Raw genomic sequence first — 15993 nt, 5'->3', positions numbered from 1 at the left:
ACAATTGTGCTGTGCAGGGCTGGATTTGTATATGATTGAGGGCGGCAGGGCAAGAAATGACGAGGAAAAACTGGAGTGTCCGAGTCGCGCATATTTCAGTTTTTATATCGTTTTTCATACATGATATTTGATGGATACGTCTTGCCGAGTGAGTCCGCGTGCCTGTTTCGTGTCGTGTTGCCCCCTTTTTGAAACGCACTCTGGGGTTATGAAGTTTTTTTCTTAACAACCCTTAAGAAGTGTGAAGCTGGGTCGATCAGTACTGCAAGCATTGGCGGACAAGGCTGCATGGATGCGGCCGAGCAAAGGGCTACCGCCTTGGTGACACAAATATTCAGGGAGGAATATTATGTCTCTGGTCATAAATCACAACATGATGGCGCAGAACGCTGCCCGTAACCTGGGCACTTCATTTGGCAACCTTTCAACCTCCGTACGCCGCCTTTCTTCGGGTCTGCGTGTGGGCACTGCTTCTGATGACGCAGCCGGTCTGGCGATTCGCGAACTTATGCGTTCCGATATCTCCGCACTGAACCAGGGCGTTCGTAACGCTAACGACGCCATTTCGCTGATTCAGACCGCGGACGGCGCGCTTTCCGTTATCGACGAAAAGCTCATCCGCATGAAGGAACTGGCAGAACAGGCCGCAACCGGTACGTACACCTCTGAGCAGCGTCTGATCATCGACTCCGAATATCAGGCAATGGCTTCGGAAATTACCCGTATCGCAAACGCCACCGACTTCAACGGCATCCATCTGCTCAACGGTAACCTGTCCAGCGACACCCACAGCGGTTCTGCTATGCAGTCTACCGGCAAGATGAAGATCCACTTCGGTACTAAGAATGACAGCGCGGAAGACTACTACTACATCAAGATCGGTACCGCTACCGCGTCTGCTCTCGGCCTTGGCAACCAGGCTTCCGCTACCAATCAGGGTTACACCATTTCCACCCAGTCTGCCGCTCAGCAGGCTCTGGTAGGTATCGAAAACGCGATTATTTCCAAGGACAAGATCCGCGCCAACCTCGGTGCTCTGCAGAACCGTCTGGAAAACACCATTTCCAACCTGCAGATTCAGTCCGAAAACCTGCAGGCTGCAGAATCCCGAATCTCCGACGTTGACGTATCGTCCGAAATGACGGAATTCGTCCGCCAGCAGATTCTCACCCAGGCCGCAGTAGCCATGCTGTCTCAGGCAAACAGCCTGCCCAGAATGGCCATGCAGCTCCTCGGTGGCTAACGACCACCACATGGGGGGTGGGAGTTCAGACTCCGTGATTCAGGGCCGCCGCAAGGCGGCCCTTCTTTTTTGGGTGCTCCTTTTGGTGTTCCTCAGGCGGGCATGGCTTACCGCTGACGTTGTTTACTTTACCTTCATGCTGATGCACAGTGGCACATATATACTACTCCATGCAGGCAGGTACTTATGCGTTTTAAAGTTACAGCAGATAATTTCCCTCTGGTTCTTGCCGCGGTATTCACCGTGTTTTTCGGGCTTCTTGCCATCAATCCGGTTTCCCGCGCAGTGTGGATAGCCGAGGTCATTCCCGTGGCCTTTGTCTTTCTTCTGCTCGTTGCCACCTACAGGTGGTTCCGGTTTTCCAACGTGGCATACGGCCTTATGGCTGTGTGGCTGTTCTGGCATACCATCGGGGGCCATTTCACCTTTGCCAACGTGCCGTTCGGATGGATTTCTGAACTGCTGGGTTCGCAGCGCAATCACTTTGACCGCATCGGTCACTTCTCCGTAGGATTCTACGCATACCCCATGGCAGAACTGTTCATCCGCCGCAAACTGGCCGGGCCCATTGTCACCACCTTCTTCGGACTTTTTTTCATCATGTCCATTGCGGCAGGGTATGAGATTATCGAATGGTGGTACGCCGTGGCCGAAGGTGGCGAGGCCGGAATTGAATTTCTTGGCAGTCAGGGCGATATCTGGGATGCCCAGAAGGACATGCTGGCCGATACGCTTGGCGCCGTGGTCACGCTGATTCTGTTCTGGGTATTCGGCAAGCGGTGGGGAAGCCGCTAGCAAGTCAATATGACAACGTACATGAAAAGGCCCCGCGTTTGCGGGGCCTTCCAGGTTAATGACAAACCTTCGTTTTCAGTAAAACCGTATTCCCGTTAAGCCGGAGCTGAAGTCCAAAAAACGGATTTACATCGCTTATACGAGGTGCAGGAACGTTAGGTTCCTGCCCGGCGGAGCCAAAAAATACCAGAAATGACTTTGTCAGCAGTCTGAAAGGCCCCGCGTTTGCGGGGCCTTCTTTGTTCTGTCAGTTATGCCATGGGGAGCATGCCTTTTTCATGGCGCAGCAGGCGGACTATTTCCGGTGTGCAGCACCGGCCACGGGGAGAAAGTTCGGGGCAGCGGCTGCCGTCGGCCCCCATGAGTCTTTTGAGCACGGCAAGGTCGGAATTGCCTTGCCGGATGAGGGCTATCACTTCCTTCTTGGTCACCTGATTGCAGTAACATACTGTCGCATCATCTTCAGCTTGCAGAATGTCTTCCGTGCAGGTGTCCATGTGTTTTCCCCAAGTTAGAGTATGGCGTTGAACAGGTAACCTACCACCAGTATTCCGGTGCCGACCGTTGCGGCAAACACGGCGATGAGCTTTTTGGTAAGCACCTTTCTGAGGATTACCATTTCAGGAAAACTGAGAGCAATCACTGACATCATGAAGGCCAGAACAGTGCCGAGGGCGGCACCCTTGCCCAGCAGGGCAGAGACTATGGGAATGATGCCAGCGGCGTTGGCGTAGAGGGGAATGCCGACCAGAACAGCGGCGGGAACGCTCCACCATGCTTCGGCTCCCATGATGCCCGCCATGAATCCCTGCGGGACGAAACCATGTATGCCCGCACCGGCTGCGATACCCAGAATGATGTACTTCCACGTCTTGCCGACAATGTCCTTTACGGAGTTGAGGCCAAAGTCGATTCTGTCACGCCAGTCGCGGTAGAGGGGGGCTTTTTCTTCCGCATCGTTCCGTACCTGAAGCACCCATGGCTCCAGCCAGTTGTCGAGTTTCATGCGACCCAGAATCCATCCGGCCACGATGGCAATGCCGACACCCGTGGCAAAATAGATGGCGGCAACCTTGAAGCCGAAAAGGCCGTAGAGCAGCACCAGCGCTATTTCGTTGACCATGGGGGCGGAGACGAGAAAGGAGAAGGTGACGCCGAGCGGCACTCCCGCAGCTACAAAGCCCAGAAACAGCGGGACGGCGGAGCAGGAGCAGAAGGGGGTGACAACGCCGAGCAGGGCGGCAAGCACATTGCCTGCGGACTCCCGGTCTCCGGCCAGCAGTTTTCTGGTGCGCTGGGGCGTGACCCATGTTCTGAGCATGCCGATGCCGAATACGACAAGCATGAGCAGCATGAGCACCTTGGGCGTATCATACAGGAAAAAGGCAATGGCCTCATACCAGTGGCTGCCTTGTTCAAGGCCGGGAATCATGTCCGTTGCAGCTCGTGCCATGGGCGCGAGCTGCTGGTAGAGCGCAAACCACAGCAGCAGAAGCGTTGTGCCTGTGAGCAGATACACAGCCTTTCCACGCTGTACGCTGGTGGGAGCGGTGGTGCGCTGACAGGCGCAACCGCCCGCAAGGGGGCTGGTCGATCCCTGATCTGTTTGCGGAGCACCGAATGCCGAGGCCGCGAATTTGCCCGAGGGAGCAGGTTGGGCCGATGGCGCCGGTTGTCCGGATGGTGCCGGTTGGGCCGGGGGAACAGGCTGGCCGAAAACGGCCTGTGCAAAATGACCGTCGGCAGGGCGTGGTGCAGCACCCTTGCCGCAACCGCAGCCCTGCGGGAATGATTCCGGTTTATCCATGACTTACCCCTTGCTGCATTGCAATTTTTCGGGTGACAGTTCAGGCAGTTGCAGACGCAGGACGCGTATGGCGGGATCGTTATTCAGATGCGTCCTCAGAATGCCCAGAACGGATGCACGTATGGCGGCCGGGCTGTTTTCGGCGCTGTCTGCCGCGACCGTGTCTTCTGCCAGTCGGAAGTGCATCCATGAACCTTCCCTTCGGGCGGTTATCAGGCCTGCTTCCGTGAGTTGTTTGAGATGCTTGGAAACCGTGGGCTGCGCCAGATTCAACGCTGCAACGATCTCGCAGGCGCACATCTCACGGACTTCGAGCATTTTCAGAATCTTGATTCTACCGGGATCGGAAATGGCCTTGGACACTCGGGTGAAAATATCCAGTTCTGTCATGTCGTATCTCCATATTGCCATATAGCAATATGGCTATGGCGTACTGCTGTCAAGCTTCCCTTCGCAATATTTTAACTGGAGTTGAACAGGATTCCGGCTGTGCTGGTGAGCCGTCCAGAGAAACAGGGCGACTATACAGGGGAGGGAAAAGGGGGTAAGCCAAGGGCTTCATTCCGCCCCGCTCGGGCGACAGATACAGGAGATGACAATGACAGCATGCAATCCGCAACAGAACCTGCAGGGCAGAGACCGGCTCACACGTCTGGCTGATTTCTTGTTCGAGGCGGGTATGCTGCGCAAGACGCCGAGGAGCGGGTACCAGTTTCTTGGAACGGGCAATGAAAATGTGGCAGAGCACTCCTTCCGCACAGCGGTCATAGGCTGGGTGCTGGCAAGGGAAGCGGGTGTTGATGCCGAGCATACAGCCATGATGTGCCTCTTTCACGATTTTCATGAGGCCCGTATCGGCGACTTCAACTACGTGAACCGCATTTACAATACCACCAAGCCCCGCGCCGCCATGGAGCACGCCACGGAAGGAACCGGTCTTGAAGATACGGTTCTCGGACTGTGGGACGAGCTGGAAGAATCCCGTTCCGTTGAGGCACAGCTTGCTCATGATGCCGACCAGATAGACCTTATCCTGAACCTGAAGCAGGAGCTTGATCTGGGCAACAAGTATGCGGGAAAGTGGATGGAATCTGCCCTGCAGCGTCTGCGCACCCCGCAGGGGAATGCGCTGGCTCAGACCATTTCGGAGACGGATCATACCGACTGGTGGTTCATAGGACCGGACCGCAGCTGGTGGGAGCGCAAGAACGGCAAGAAATAGCCGGTGCGCCCGCTGCTGAATGTTCTGCTGAATGGGCCGAATCCGCCAGCCCCGTCCGGCCAGCTTTGCCAATCCTGCCATAGAGAGCACGGACGCCTCGCATGAAACAGAAAAGCCCCGCAGCAATGCGGGGCTTTAGGTTAACGCCAAACCTTCGTTTTCAGTAAAACCGTATTCCCGGTAAGCCGGGATCGAGATCCAAAACGGATTTTCATCGCATATACGAGGTGCAGGAACGTTAGGTTCCTGCCCGGCGGAGCCGAAAAATACCAGAAATGACGTTGTCAGCAGAAAAGCCCCGCAGCAATGCGGGGCTTTCGTGTTCTAATCGTCTGGCCTTGAGGTCTAGAAGTGCGGAACCTTCGTGAGCCAGCCCTTGGTGTCGGGCAGGGCGCCCTTCTGGATGCCGGTGTAGGTTTCGTACAGCTTGCGGGTAACGGGACCGATGGAGCCGTCGCCCACTGTGAAGGAGTCGCCTTCGTCGGTGATGTACTTGCCCACGGGGGTGATAACGGCTGCGGTGCCGAAGCCGCCCGCTTCAGTGATTTCGCCGGACTTGACCATGGCGACGAAGTCGCTGAGCTTCACACGTTCCTGACGGGCGTTGGGCAGCAGTTCCAGAACCGATTCAGACGTGATGGACTGCAGAATGGTATCCGTGAATTCGGGAATGACCACGCTGCCGTCGCGCATGACGTGGAAGTGGTTCATGGCGCCCACTTCTTCAAGATAGGTGTTGGATGCATCAAGATACAGTACCTGAGCGGCCCCCTTGGACTGTGCGAACAGCTGTGCGCGCAGCGATGCGGCATAGTTGCCCGCCGCCTTGGCGGCGCCGGTGCCGCCGGGGGTGGCACGGTGGAACTGTTCGGTGATCAGCAGGGTAACGGTCTTGTTGAAGCCGCCTGCGTAGTAGGGGCCGCTGGGCGACAGCATGATGCAGTAAGTGAATTTGTCGCTGGGCTTTACGCCGAGAGCATCTTCGGTGGCGAACAGGAAGGGGCGGATGTAGAGCGAAGATTCGGGAATGGTGGGGCACCATTCGCGCTCTATGTCCAGAAGCCGCATGAGTCCCTGCACCTGCATGTCCACGGGAACGTGGGGCATGCACATGATGTCGGCAGATCTGTTCAGGCGTTCGGCATTCTTTTCAAAGCGGAAGGTGTAGATTTCGCCGTCTTCATGGCGGAATGCCTTGGCGCCTTCAAAGATGGCCTGGCCGTAGTGCAGTGCGATGGCTCCGGGGGGAACGCTGAAGTCACCGTAGGGAACAATGCGCGGATTGGACCATTCCTTGTTGGCGTAGTCCATGACAAGCATGTGGTCGCAGCGAAGCTTGCCAAAGGGCAGGCTGTCCATGCCCTTGAGAACGGAATGCCGACGTTCGGATTCCGGCAGCAGATTCAGAGAAATTTCCATGGTCCATCCCTTCGGTTCAAGAAAGTATTGCGTAATCGGGCACGGCCTGAATCGTATTCAGTGAAGCAGGCACGAGGCATCCGAATGGTCTTGTAGAGGGCTACCTTTCCGCGAGAGAGCGCTTTTGTCAATGGGGACAGAGTGGAAATAAGGCAACGTTTCCGCAGCTTCGCGCTTTGTCCGTTGCCGATGCGACGCCTGATGTGTCCGGCGGCTCAGAAGGTGTAACCGAGCATTGCCATATCCTGCATATAGTACCGGCTCAGCGCATCAGTCACGCTGTCGGGGAGTATTCTGCGGTAGGCCTTGTCGTTTCCGGCGGTGTGTCTGTCCGGCATGAGCAGGTATTCACCGCATATGCGCTGCGATACGAAGGCAAGGTCTTCGTTCAGCGTTTCATAGCGCCCGATGTAATCCACAATGATCTCACCCGTGTCATTGAGAAACCAGCTTGTCTGCGGGTGCCACTGCCTGGACAATTTGCCCAGCAGGAGCAGCTCTGCGCATGTTTCAAGGTCGGCATTACGCAGAAGTTCATAGTCGGCAGCGCTGTGTTCGCTTTCTTCGCGGGGAGAGCGTGCGTTGCGGTACAGGGAGAGGAATCGGTCATACGGGTTGCGGACAAAGCAGAAGGTAAAGAAGCGCTCGTAACAGCGTTTGCCCATCCACCAGTTCAGTTCCCGTGCTGTATAATGATCTGATGACGACAGGCCGAAGGCGCTGGAGATCGCCTCTCCGGCGTTGTGCGGGATATGGATGAACAGCGCGTTGGAAGAGACGACATTGGCCTTTCCGGTATAGGCGAGGTTGAGCACCTCTGCCGCCACGATGTTTCTGAATCGTCTGAGACGTTGAGAGAGTATGTGCATGCCAGTTTTCCTGAAGCGTGGTTGGAAACGTATCGATACGTGGAAATACGGGGAAAGCAGGGGTGCGGTTACTCCGCTTTTCAATTATTAGTGTTTATTTAGGGAGCTGCCGGAGAGTTGTGGAATATTTTGTTAATAGCCGGTGTATTATGGGTTGCTTGCGTGGCGAATGGTTTGATGACGATACAGTGTGGGCGTGGTGGATTGTTAGTGGGAGATAAATGGCCGGAAAAGGCATGTGGAGTGGATGTTAGTATCATCTTTTTTTGAACTGTTTTTGGGTTGAATAAAATTGTTCATGATTTATGATAGGTTGCGGGCGGAAATAAATCTGATGTAAACGAAAATAAGTGTTGACTATCCGTGTCAGGAGAGTATAAGTGGATTTCTAAACAATAGCGGTGCTGTATTTTCTTGAGTAGGCTCTGGAGGACGGCAGCACATCCCCTTCCCTTTTTTATTTTGGAGTTATTCACTTGGCTAAGAACATTTATGTCGGCAATCTGGCTTGGTCCACCACTGATGCGGATCTTCGTAACCTCTTCGCTGAATTCGGTGAAGTGATTTCCGCCCGTGTCATCTCTGACCGCGAAACCGGTCGCTCCCGCGGCTTCGGCTTTGTGGAAATGGACGATGCCGGTGCAGCACAGGCCATTCAGGCACTGAATGGTAAGGGTATTGGCGGTCGTGACCTCAAGGTTAACGAAGCTCAGCCCCGTGAGAGCCGTCCGAGCCGTCCCCGCTACTAAGCGAACGTTCGAAAAGCGAATCACGAAGCCCCCGCGTTAGCGGGGGCTTTTTTGTTGCCAGAAAACGGCCGGTATGGGCAGGTTTGTGTTTGCTGTATCCATGATGAAGCAGGGGAGTTGGCCAGCAGCTGATTGGCTCGGCTTACTGTGGTCCCTTCAGCTCGGCTCATGTGACTGAAGTCAGGTTCGCACGTTCTGTCTGCCCCGTCAGGCTTAACTGATCTCAACCGATCTCAACTGATTTCGACTGGCAGTCTGGCTGGTTCGGCCATTTAGACCTGTCCGACCAGCTCGTTCGGTCCGCTATATTCGCTCCGGCCTGTTCCGGCCCGCTGGTCTGTTATGACCATCCAGAGCTTATTCAAGCCCGTTACGCTCCGGCCGTTGCCTGATTCTTTCTCATCCGGCGGCTGCCTATGACCAGAAGGACCAGTCCGGAACCCATGAGAATCCATGTCTGGGGCTCAGGCGCAGGCACGGGCGTTCCATCCTTTACCCACGCGCTACCTTCCCCGATGCCCTGAATGTGGACAACGGAAAGGTAATCAAGGCCTTTACTCGAGTAAATGGTGTTGAAATCCTTTGCCGTAAGATCATCAAGTCCGGAGAGCAGGAAGACTGTGTAGTCGCCTGCTTCAAACCGGTCGAGTGCGGCCTTCTTTGCCTTGGACGAACCGGCCGAAGTGGCAAAGTCGATGCTGATGGGCATGGTGACGTTTGCCCCCGCTGAGATAAGGTCGGGGTCAATGGTCACTGAAGCTGCAGCCGTGCCTTCAAGATACTGGATATTCAGCTGGTTGACATTCTTCAGCGGGTTGAAGTTGAAGAACCACGAGGTGGCAAACTCTGCGTCGGTCAGGTTAACCGCCCTCAGGGTAAGCAGAACTTCGCCGGGGGCGTAGTCTGCAAAGTTGGCTGAAAGCCACGGATACTCCCCGAAAGGTTGCGAAGATCCGTCCGTATACGTTTCCGTGTATTCAATGAAAAGGGCATGCGCGCGAGAAACGGGCATGAGTCCGGTAATGACTGTAATCAGAAGGATAATGAGAAGGGTATGGGTGTTTTTCATAGTGTGTCCTCCCTTGGTTGGCTTTGCTGCAAAATATATGCTACAATAAAATTTCATGTATTCGGGATGTTGTGAAAGCAATAACGCTGAATTTGTTGGGAAAACCAACAGAAATGTCGGAATAGGCTACATGTGGGCCTTGTGCCCTGTAAGGTCCGGAATAACTAACGATTGGGAGCACGGCCATGAAGCGGGTAGCGTTGGGAATGGTTGTAATGGTTCTTATGCTGGCAGGGTGTTCAAGTACAAGTGCGCAGAATGCGCCCGGACACGGAACGGAGGCGGGTATGGTGCAGGCAAATGCAACTGTGGAAACTGGTGCCGCAGGGCGGCTTGCGCCGTTGCCTTCTTCGCCCAATGCGGTTTCTAGCCTGAGCGGAGATGCTTCCCGTCAGGTGCCTGCGTTACCCATGAAGGGAGACAGGCAGCAGACCATGGCGCTGATTTTGAAGACTTTTGCCACCATGGGGCACAACAGTGTTGAAAAGCAGGAAGATGTGTATGTGCACGTTGTGTTCGTGAGCCGTCTTTTCCACTTCAAGGATGATGTTGAATTGTACATCGAAGAGGAAACCGGAATGGTGCACTACCGTTCTGCTTCACGCTCAGGTTATTGGGATTTCGGTGTGAACCGCAAGCGGTATGAGGAGTTCAGACGGCTTTACATGAGTGGTGTGTAATGCGTTCCATATGAACAGGCAGATAGCGGGGCGAGAGATCTGGCAGATCCGTGCAACCGGTATGTGTCAGTAGCCCTATATTTCCCGTTGCCGGATCGTGCACATGAGACCGCCGCCTGAAGGTACTTAGGCGGCGGTTGTGCGTCTCATCGGGTATTAAGGCCCCGTGTAAAACGTCTCCTCCGGTGGCAGCGGCTGTTGGGCGCAACGGCTGCCACCGGAAGGAGGGGTTGGTGAGCTAGTGGAGTTCGGGTTCCGTCTCCCTCTTAGGAGCGCATGTCGTCCTTGCAGATGCCTGCTACGGGAACGGGCTTCTTCATGGCGTCACGACGGAAAGGTTCGCCGAGTTCCTGATTGTTCAGGATTTCGATGAAGGTGGTCTTGCCTTCTTCCATCTGTGCCTTCACGGCTGCAGCGAGCTTTTCGCGCAGTTCTTCGGCGGTGGAAGCCTGACAACCGTCTACACCGCACGCCTTGGCTACGTTGGCGTAGGATACGTTGGTGTTCAGTTCGGTACCCACGAAGTTGTCATCGTACCACAGGGTGGTGTTACGCTTTTCAGCGCCCCACTGGTAGTTGCGGAAGATGACCATGGTGATGGCGGGCCAGTCCTTACGGCCGCAGGCAGCCATTTCGTTCATGGAGATGCCGAACGCACCGTCACCGGCAAAGCCGATTACGGGAGCTTCAGGCTTGGCGATCTTGGCACCCAGAATGGCGGGGAAGCCGTAACCGCAGGGACCGAACATGCCGGGAGCAAGGTACTTGCGGCCTTCTTCGAAGGTCGGGTACGCGTTGCCTATGGCGCAGTTGTTACCGATATCGGTGGAGATGATGGAACCTTCGGGCATCACTTCCTTGATTACGCGCCATGCCATGCGGGCGGTGAGCTTTTCGGGCTCACGGGTGCGGGCGCGCTCGTTCCAGCTGGTGCCGGGATCGTCCTGCTCGTGGTCCATGGAAGCCAGTTCCTTGTCCCATGCAGCCTTGGTCTGAGCAATGAGTGCCTTGCGCTCTTCGCGACCGGCATCACCGGCAGTGGGTGCCAGCTTGGCGAGAATGCTCCGGGCAACCTTCTTGGCATCGCCGACGATACCGACGCTGACGGTCTTGGTCAGGCCGATGCGGTCGGGGTTGATGTCAACCTGAATGATGGCGGCGTTGGCAGGCCAGTAGTCAATGCCGTAGCCGGGCAGGGTGGAGAAGGGGTTCAGGCGGGTGCCCAGTGCGAGCACCACGTCAGCCTTGGCGATGAGTTCCATGCCTGCCTTGGAGCCGTTGTAGCCCAGAGGACCGGCGTACAGGGGGTGGCTGCCGGGGAAGGCATCGTTGTGCTGGTAGCCGCAGCATACGGGAGCATCAAGACGCTCGGCCAGAGCCTTGGCATCTTCGATTGCGCCGCCGATGACAACGCCGCCGCCGTTGAGGATAACGGGGTGCTTGGCATTGGAGAGCAGCTCGGCTGCACGTGCAATGGCATCTTCACCGCCGCCGGGCAGTTCGAAGTCCACGATTGCGGGCAGTTCAATGTCGATCACCTGCGTCCAGAAGTCGCGGGGAATGTTGATCTGCGCAGGTGCGGAAGCACGCTTGGCCTTGAGGATTACACGGTTCAGCACTTCGGCGATGCGCGTGGGGTGCAGAACTTCTTCCTGATACGCTACCATGTCTTCGAACACGGACATCTGGGGAACTTCCTGGAAGCCGCCCTGACCCATGGTCTTGTTGGCAGCCTGCGGGGTTACCAGCAGCAGCGGGGTGTGGTTCCAGTAAGCGGTCTTGACCGGAGTTACGAAGTTGGTGATGCCGGGGCCGTTCTGGGCGATCATCATGGACATCTTGCCCGATGCACGGGTGAAGCCGTCGGCCATCATGCCTGCGTTGGTTTCGTGTGCGCAGTCCCAGAAGGTAATGCCTGCCTTGGGGAACAGGTCGGATATGGGCATCATCGCAGAGCCGATAATGCCGAAGGCGTTATCGATTCCGTGCATCTGAAGAACTTTCACAAATGCTTCTTCAGTGGTCATCTTCATGACAGTACTCCTTGTGTTACGTCTTGCCGGCCGGTTCTGCCGACGTTTTCTGACTGTTATTTTAGTTGGACAATGCCCTGATAAGCCTGTCAGGAGCCGGCACCGCACGGCACCGGTCTTTTATCGTGCCAGCGATGCCTCAAGTGTCCGGGCAAAGAACATCGCCAGTTTCACATCATCATCAAGTGCTCTTCCGCTTACCCCCACGGCGCCGATGCATGCACCGTCCATGAGGATGGGAATGCCTCCAGGAAGCGGCGAGAATTCCTTGTCGCAGAACCATTCGGCCTGCAGGTTCTCGTTCCGGAGCTTTTGCAGAAACACTTCAGTAGGCACCGTCATCTTGGCGGCGGTATACGCCTTGGCTCTGGCTATGCCGACAACCCGTGCAGGGGCCTTGTCCATGGTTGCCGCCGCAATGGTTATGCCTGCGGCATCCACAACCGTCAGGGCCACGTGGTTGCCACCGTCGTTCGCGGCGCGTTCCACTGTTGCGCTGATGGCCTGCATGGCCTGTTCAAGCGTTATTCTCACAACATCTCCTTACAGCGGGCCTGCTACAGCAGGGCGAGTGAGAGGAAGGGGATGTAGGTAACCAGCATGAGGACAACCAGCATTGCTATGAGCAGCGGCATGCCTGCACGGGCCACCGCCGTCAGCTTGGTTCCGCTCATGCCGCTGGCAACGAACAGGTTTACGCCGACAGGGGGAGTGAAGAAGCCGATTGCAAGGTTGACGACCATCACCACCCCGAAGTGAATGGGGTCCATGCCTATCTTCAGGATCAGGGGCATGAGAATGGGCGTGATGATCACGATGGCTGCCAGTGCTTCCATGAACGTGCCTATCCACAGCAGGAACAGGTTGATCAGAAGCAGGATGATAATCTTGTTTTCAGTCATCGAGAGAATGATCGAGGTGATTCTCTCAGGCACCTGCTCAATGGTCATGATGTTGCCGAACAGGGTTGCCATGGCCATCAGGATGATGATGACCGAAGAGGTCATGGCGGAACTGAGAGTGCTCTCGTACAGTCTCTTCCAGTTCAGCTCCTTGTAGACGAAGAGACCGACCATCATGCCGTAGAAGGCGGCAACGGCTGCGGCTTCGGTGGGGGTCATGAGACCGCCGTAGATGCCGCCGAGAACGATGACGGGAACAAGCAGAGCCCATTTGGCTTCCCACATGCTTCGTGCCACCGTCTTGATGTTGCGTTCACGCTGCTCGCCGCACCAGCCGTTCTTCTTGGAAATGAAGTAGACCACAACCATCAGGGCAAGACCGGTCAGAAGGCCGGGAATGATGCCTGCGACAAAGAGTTTGCCCACGGAAACCTGCCCTGACACAGCATACACCACAAAGGGGTTGCTGGGCGGAATCATGACGCCGATGGCCCCTGCCGCGGCCACAACCGCAGCGGAGAAGTTGACGTTGTAACCGCGCTCGATCATGGCGGGAATGGTCAGTGCCCCGATGGCGGCCACGGTAGCGGGACCGGAACCGCTGATGGAGGCGAAGAACATGCAGGTCACAACGCTGGCCAGTGCCACGCCGCCGGGGAGTGAACCGACAAGTTCGTCAGCCACGGCGAGCAGTCTGGTTGAAAGGCCGCCTGCACCCATGAACACTCCGGCCGCGATGAAGAACGGAATGGCCATGATCGGGAAGTTGTCGATAGACGTGAACGCGATCTGCGAGAGGTAGTCCACAGGCAGTGTGCCTGCGCCGAGCACCGTGGAGAACGCGGACAGGCCCAGCGCAAACGCCATGGGAATGCCGAGGAATACGAACAGGATGAAGTAGCCGAACAGCAGGGCCACGGGGTTCAGGTCATCCCATATGAGAATGGGGGTGTACATCAGCACAGTGGCAACTGCGGAGAGCACGAAGTGCAGGGGCGGCATGCTGCGGATCTGCTTGGACAGGCTCTGCAGGCCGCGGACAACGGCAAGGCCGAATGCCACGGGCAGGATGAGATAGGGAATGTAGTACCCGATCCGCATGGCGGGGGTGATCTGGGGGAATTCGAGCTGCATCTGCACGATGCCCCAGCCCATGTATGCCAGCATGCCGGACAGGATGATGATGGACAGCTCAACCACAACCCAGTTGCAGGCCTTGAGATTGTCCGAAAGTTTTTCGTAGACCAGGTCAACCCTGATGCTGGTGCGCTTGAGCACCGCCAGCGGAACCGCCAGGTAGGACACCCAGACGAAGACGTAGCGGGCCAGCTCTTCTGACCAGACAGCCCAGCCGGCTATGCTCTTCATGAACTGGCGGGCAGAATCTATGTTGATGAACAGGTTCAGCAGCGTCTTGTTCTGAGGGTCGTTCAGAAAGTTGACGAGATTGCTTACGATATAGCGGAAGGCGGTCTGATATGTAATCGCGAGAATCATAATCATGAAGCCGGCGAACAGAAACGGCTTTTCCACGTTGTTATAATTCCGCTTAATAAAGGATGATAGTGAACTCATATTACCTTCTTTGAGGAACGTGTTCTCAGCTGCATCGACTGAGAGTGGCACTCTTCTCTATCAGTACAACTGAAGAATATCGTCCGTGCGGTGTCGTCGCCCGCACGGACGATACGCAATTCCTTAATTATTTCTGGGTGTCCTGAACCATCTGTACGAGTTCAGGAGCAAGCTTGTTCAGGTAGTTGTCCCAAACAGGACGGGTGAGCTTCTTGAGTTCATCCATTTCGGCGTCGGTCAGGGTGTGCACCTTGATGCCGCTCTTCACAAAGCCTTCGTAGGCGCTCTTTTCGTTTTCGGGGTAGAGCACATCACGCTGGTACTGCACGGCTTCGGCAGCGGCTTCACGGATGACCTGCTGGGTCTTGGGGTCAAGGCTGTCCCACCACTTCTTGTTGGCAACGCCGAGCTGCATGCCGTAGTTGTGGTAAGAGTACATGGCGTAGCGCAGAACCTCGTTGTGCTTTGCGCCGTAGAGGTGGGGGAAGGTGTTGCCTTCGGAGTCGATGGTTCCCTGCTGCAGGGCGGTGTATACTTCGCCCCAGGCGATGGGGGTGGGGCTCATGCCCAGTGCCTTGGCAACGTCCACTTCAACGGGGGAAGCGGTGGTGCGGACCTTCAGACCTTCAAGGCTCTTGGCGTTGGTGATTTCTTTGCTTACGGCGCAGAAGTTACGGTAGCCGTATTCGGCCCACATGATGTTCTCAAGGCCGATGCCGTGGGCAACCTTGTCGAAGTATTTGCCCAGATCGCCGCTGTCCAGAGCCTTGTACAGGTTCTGCTGGAACTTGGGGCTGGTGATGTAGGGCAGGTCGAATACCTGATAGTCGGGAGCAAAGTTGGCCATGTTGGGGGTGGAACTCACAGCCATCTCAAGAGAGCCGCGCTGTGCGCCTTCGATCAGAACGCGGTCACTGCCAAGAACTGCGTTCGGGAATACCTGCACCTGAATCTTGCCTTCGGACTTTTCCTTCACCAGGTCAGCGAACTTCTGGTACGCCAAAGTGATGTGGTTGCCGGGAGGGGTGGTGTGTGCAAGACGGAATTTGAGCTTGGGGCCATCGTAGGCGTTTGCGGTAACAATGCTACCGAACAGCATCGCAAGTGCGATGATACAAGTTGTCGTCCTCTTCATGATTCCGTTCATCTTGACCTCCTTACTGGTCGTATCTTGAAGCCTTGCCGTAGAGCTTCTCAATTGGTTTTCCCTATCGGACAGCGATGTCCGATATTTCACAAACGGGTGTATGCTTACGCTCGCAATCTATATGGAAGAGAACGGTGCAAATGGAAATATTGTAGATTTAGCTAGAAATTGTGTAGGCAATCTAAGCAATTCTAATACCTCCAAAGTTGGCGATCGCCTCTGTCTTTGTTCGCTAGTAAACTGTTTTTATTTACTTTATGCCTGTTTTGATTTTCGGGAAGGGGCTGCCGTAATACCCCGATTGTGTAGATTATGTGTAGGTCTAATCACAGAGAATGAGGCGGGAAAAGGCTGGTGCTTGTTCCAATATGAACTTGCAGAGATGAGATTATGGAGGTGGGGGGGCGGAGGATAGGGAAGAAGGGGGCGTTTATGACTGCCCATCAGGTGACGAGCCGGAGCGGGGTCGGATGCCGACGGATA

General features: G+C 55.7%; 15 protein-coding genes. 5 read left to right on the top strand and 10 right to left on the bottom strand.

From position 1 onward, the window contains the following. Nucleotides 1–349 precede the first annotated feature (349 nt). Both HUV30_RS13855 and HUV30_RS13850 read left to right on the top strand, forming a co-directional pair. A complete protein-coding gene (locus HUV30_RS13855; protein WP_174406011.1) occupies nucleotides 350–1243 on the top strand; it encodes a flagellin N-terminal helical domain-containing protein in 894 nt (297 codons plus the stop codon). 186 nt (nucleotides 1244–1429) lie between these two features. Next, a complete protein-coding gene (locus HUV30_RS13850) occupies nucleotides 1430–2038 on the top strand; it encodes a DUF2238 domain-containing protein (protein ID WP_174406010.1) in 609 nt (202 codons plus the stop codon). Nucleotides 2039–2289: 251 nt separating this feature from the next. Here the strand turns inward: HUV30_RS13850 and HUV30_RS13845 are convergent, their stop codons facing one another. The 3 genes from HUV30_RS13845 to HUV30_RS13835 all read right to left on the bottom strand — a co-directional run bounded on the left by HUV30_RS13845 (nucleotide 2290) and on the right by HUV30_RS13835 (nucleotide 4235). Continuing rightward, the gene (locus HUV30_RS13845) at nucleotides 2290–2535 is read right to left on the bottom strand and encodes a (2Fe-2S)-binding protein (protein WP_174406009.1); all 246 of its coding nucleotides are present in this window, start codon (nucleotides 2533–2535) and stop codon (nucleotides 2290–2292) included. Nucleotides 2536–2549: 14 nt separating this feature from the next. Then, nucleotides 2550–3491: a permease gene (locus tag HUV30_RS13840; protein WP_243452205.1), complete on the bottom strand. Its 942-nt coding sequence runs from the start codon at nucleotides 3489–3491 to the stop codon at nucleotides 2550–2552. Between the two features lie 357 nt (nucleotides 3492–3848). Continuing rightward, nucleotides 3849–4235 carry an ArsR/SmtB family transcription factor gene (locus tag HUV30_RS13835; RefSeq protein ID WP_205245223.1) on the bottom strand — a complete coding sequence of 129 codons (387 nt, stop codon included), beginning with the start codon at nucleotides 4233–4235 and terminating at the stop codon, nucleotides 3849–3851. A gap of 208 nt (nucleotides 4236–4443) precedes the next feature. On the opposite strand from HUV30_RS13835, the gene HUV30_RS13830 reads away from it, so the two are divergent. After that, nucleotides 4444–5067, top strand: a complete 624-nt coding sequence (locus HUV30_RS13830) for an HD domain-containing protein (protein ID WP_174406007.1) — start codon at nucleotides 4444–4446, stop codon at nucleotides 5065–5067. 345 nt (nucleotides 5068–5412) lie between these two features. Here the strand turns inward: HUV30_RS13830 and HUV30_RS13825 are convergent, their stop codons facing one another. Both HUV30_RS13825 and HUV30_RS13820 read right to left on the bottom strand, forming a co-directional pair. After that, entirely contained in the window at nucleotides 5413–6486 is a 1074-nt protein-coding gene (locus tag HUV30_RS13825) for a branched-chain amino acid aminotransferase (RefSeq protein ID WP_174406006.1), read from the bottom strand. A gap of 215 nt (nucleotides 6487–6701) precedes the next feature. Continuing rightward, entirely contained in the window at nucleotides 6702–7355 is a 654-nt protein-coding gene (locus tag HUV30_RS13820; RefSeq protein ID WP_174406005.1) for a sulfotransferase family 2 domain-containing protein, read from the bottom strand. Nucleotides 7356–7831: 476 nt separating this feature from the next. On the opposite strand from HUV30_RS13820, the gene rbp reads away from it, so the two are divergent. Then, nucleotides 7832–8104 (top strand): RNA-binding regulator, encoded by a 273-nt coding sequence (gene rbp / locus HUV30_RS13815; protein ID WP_174406004.1) that lies wholly within the window; start codon nucleotides 7832–7834, stop codon nucleotides 8102–8104. 370 nt (nucleotides 8105–8474) lie between these two features. Here the strand turns inward: rbp and HUV30_RS13810 are convergent, their stop codons facing one another. Continuing rightward, complete coding sequence (locus tag HUV30_RS13810) at nucleotides 8475–9173, bottom strand: hypothetical protein (protein ID WP_174406003.1); 699 nt, start codon at nucleotides 9171–9173, stop codon at nucleotides 8475–8477. 287 nt (nucleotides 9174–9460) lie between these two features. Here HUV30_RS13810 and HUV30_RS13805 point away from each other — a divergent pair, with 287 nt between their 5' ends. Next, entirely contained in the window at nucleotides 9461–9853 is a 393-nt protein-coding gene (locus HUV30_RS13805) for a DUF1499 domain-containing protein (RefSeq protein ID WP_174406002.1), read from the top strand. A 266-nt stretch (nucleotides 9854–10119) separates the two neighbouring features. Here the strand turns inward: HUV30_RS13805 and xsc are convergent, their stop codons facing one another. The 4 genes from xsc to HUV30_RS13785 form a co-directional block, all read right to left on the bottom strand. Beyond that, a complete protein-coding gene (gene xsc, locus HUV30_RS13800; protein ID WP_174406001.1) occupies nucleotides 10120–11886 on the bottom strand; it encodes a sulfoacetaldehyde acetyltransferase in 1767 nt (588 codons plus the stop codon). 120 nt (nucleotides 11887–12006) lie between these two features. Continuing rightward, a complete protein-coding gene (locus HUV30_RS13795; protein WP_174406000.1) occupies nucleotides 12007–12420 on the bottom strand; it encodes a GlcG/HbpS family heme-binding protein in 414 nt (137 codons plus the stop codon). A gap of 23 nt (nucleotides 12421–12443) precedes the next feature. After that, complete coding sequence (locus tag HUV30_RS13790) at nucleotides 12444–14363, bottom strand: TRAP transporter large permease (RefSeq protein WP_174405999.1); 1920 nt, start codon at nucleotides 14361–14363, stop codon at nucleotides 12444–12446. Nucleotides 14364–14490: 127 nt separating this feature from the next. Next, nucleotides 14491–15510 (bottom strand): TRAP transporter substrate-binding protein, encoded by a 1020-nt coding sequence (locus HUV30_RS13785; RefSeq protein WP_174405998.1) that lies wholly within the window; start codon nucleotides 15508–15510, stop codon nucleotides 14491–14493. Nucleotides 15511–15993: the final 483 nt, after the last annotated feature.

This window comes from Desulfovibrio subterraneus, assembly GCF_013340285.1.
Classification (GTDB): Bacteria; Desulfobacterota; Desulfovibrionia; order Desulfovibrionales; family Desulfovibrionaceae; genus Halodesulfovibrio; species Halodesulfovibrio subterraneus.
This window is presented reverse-complemented; position numbering and strand designations above follow the sequence as displayed.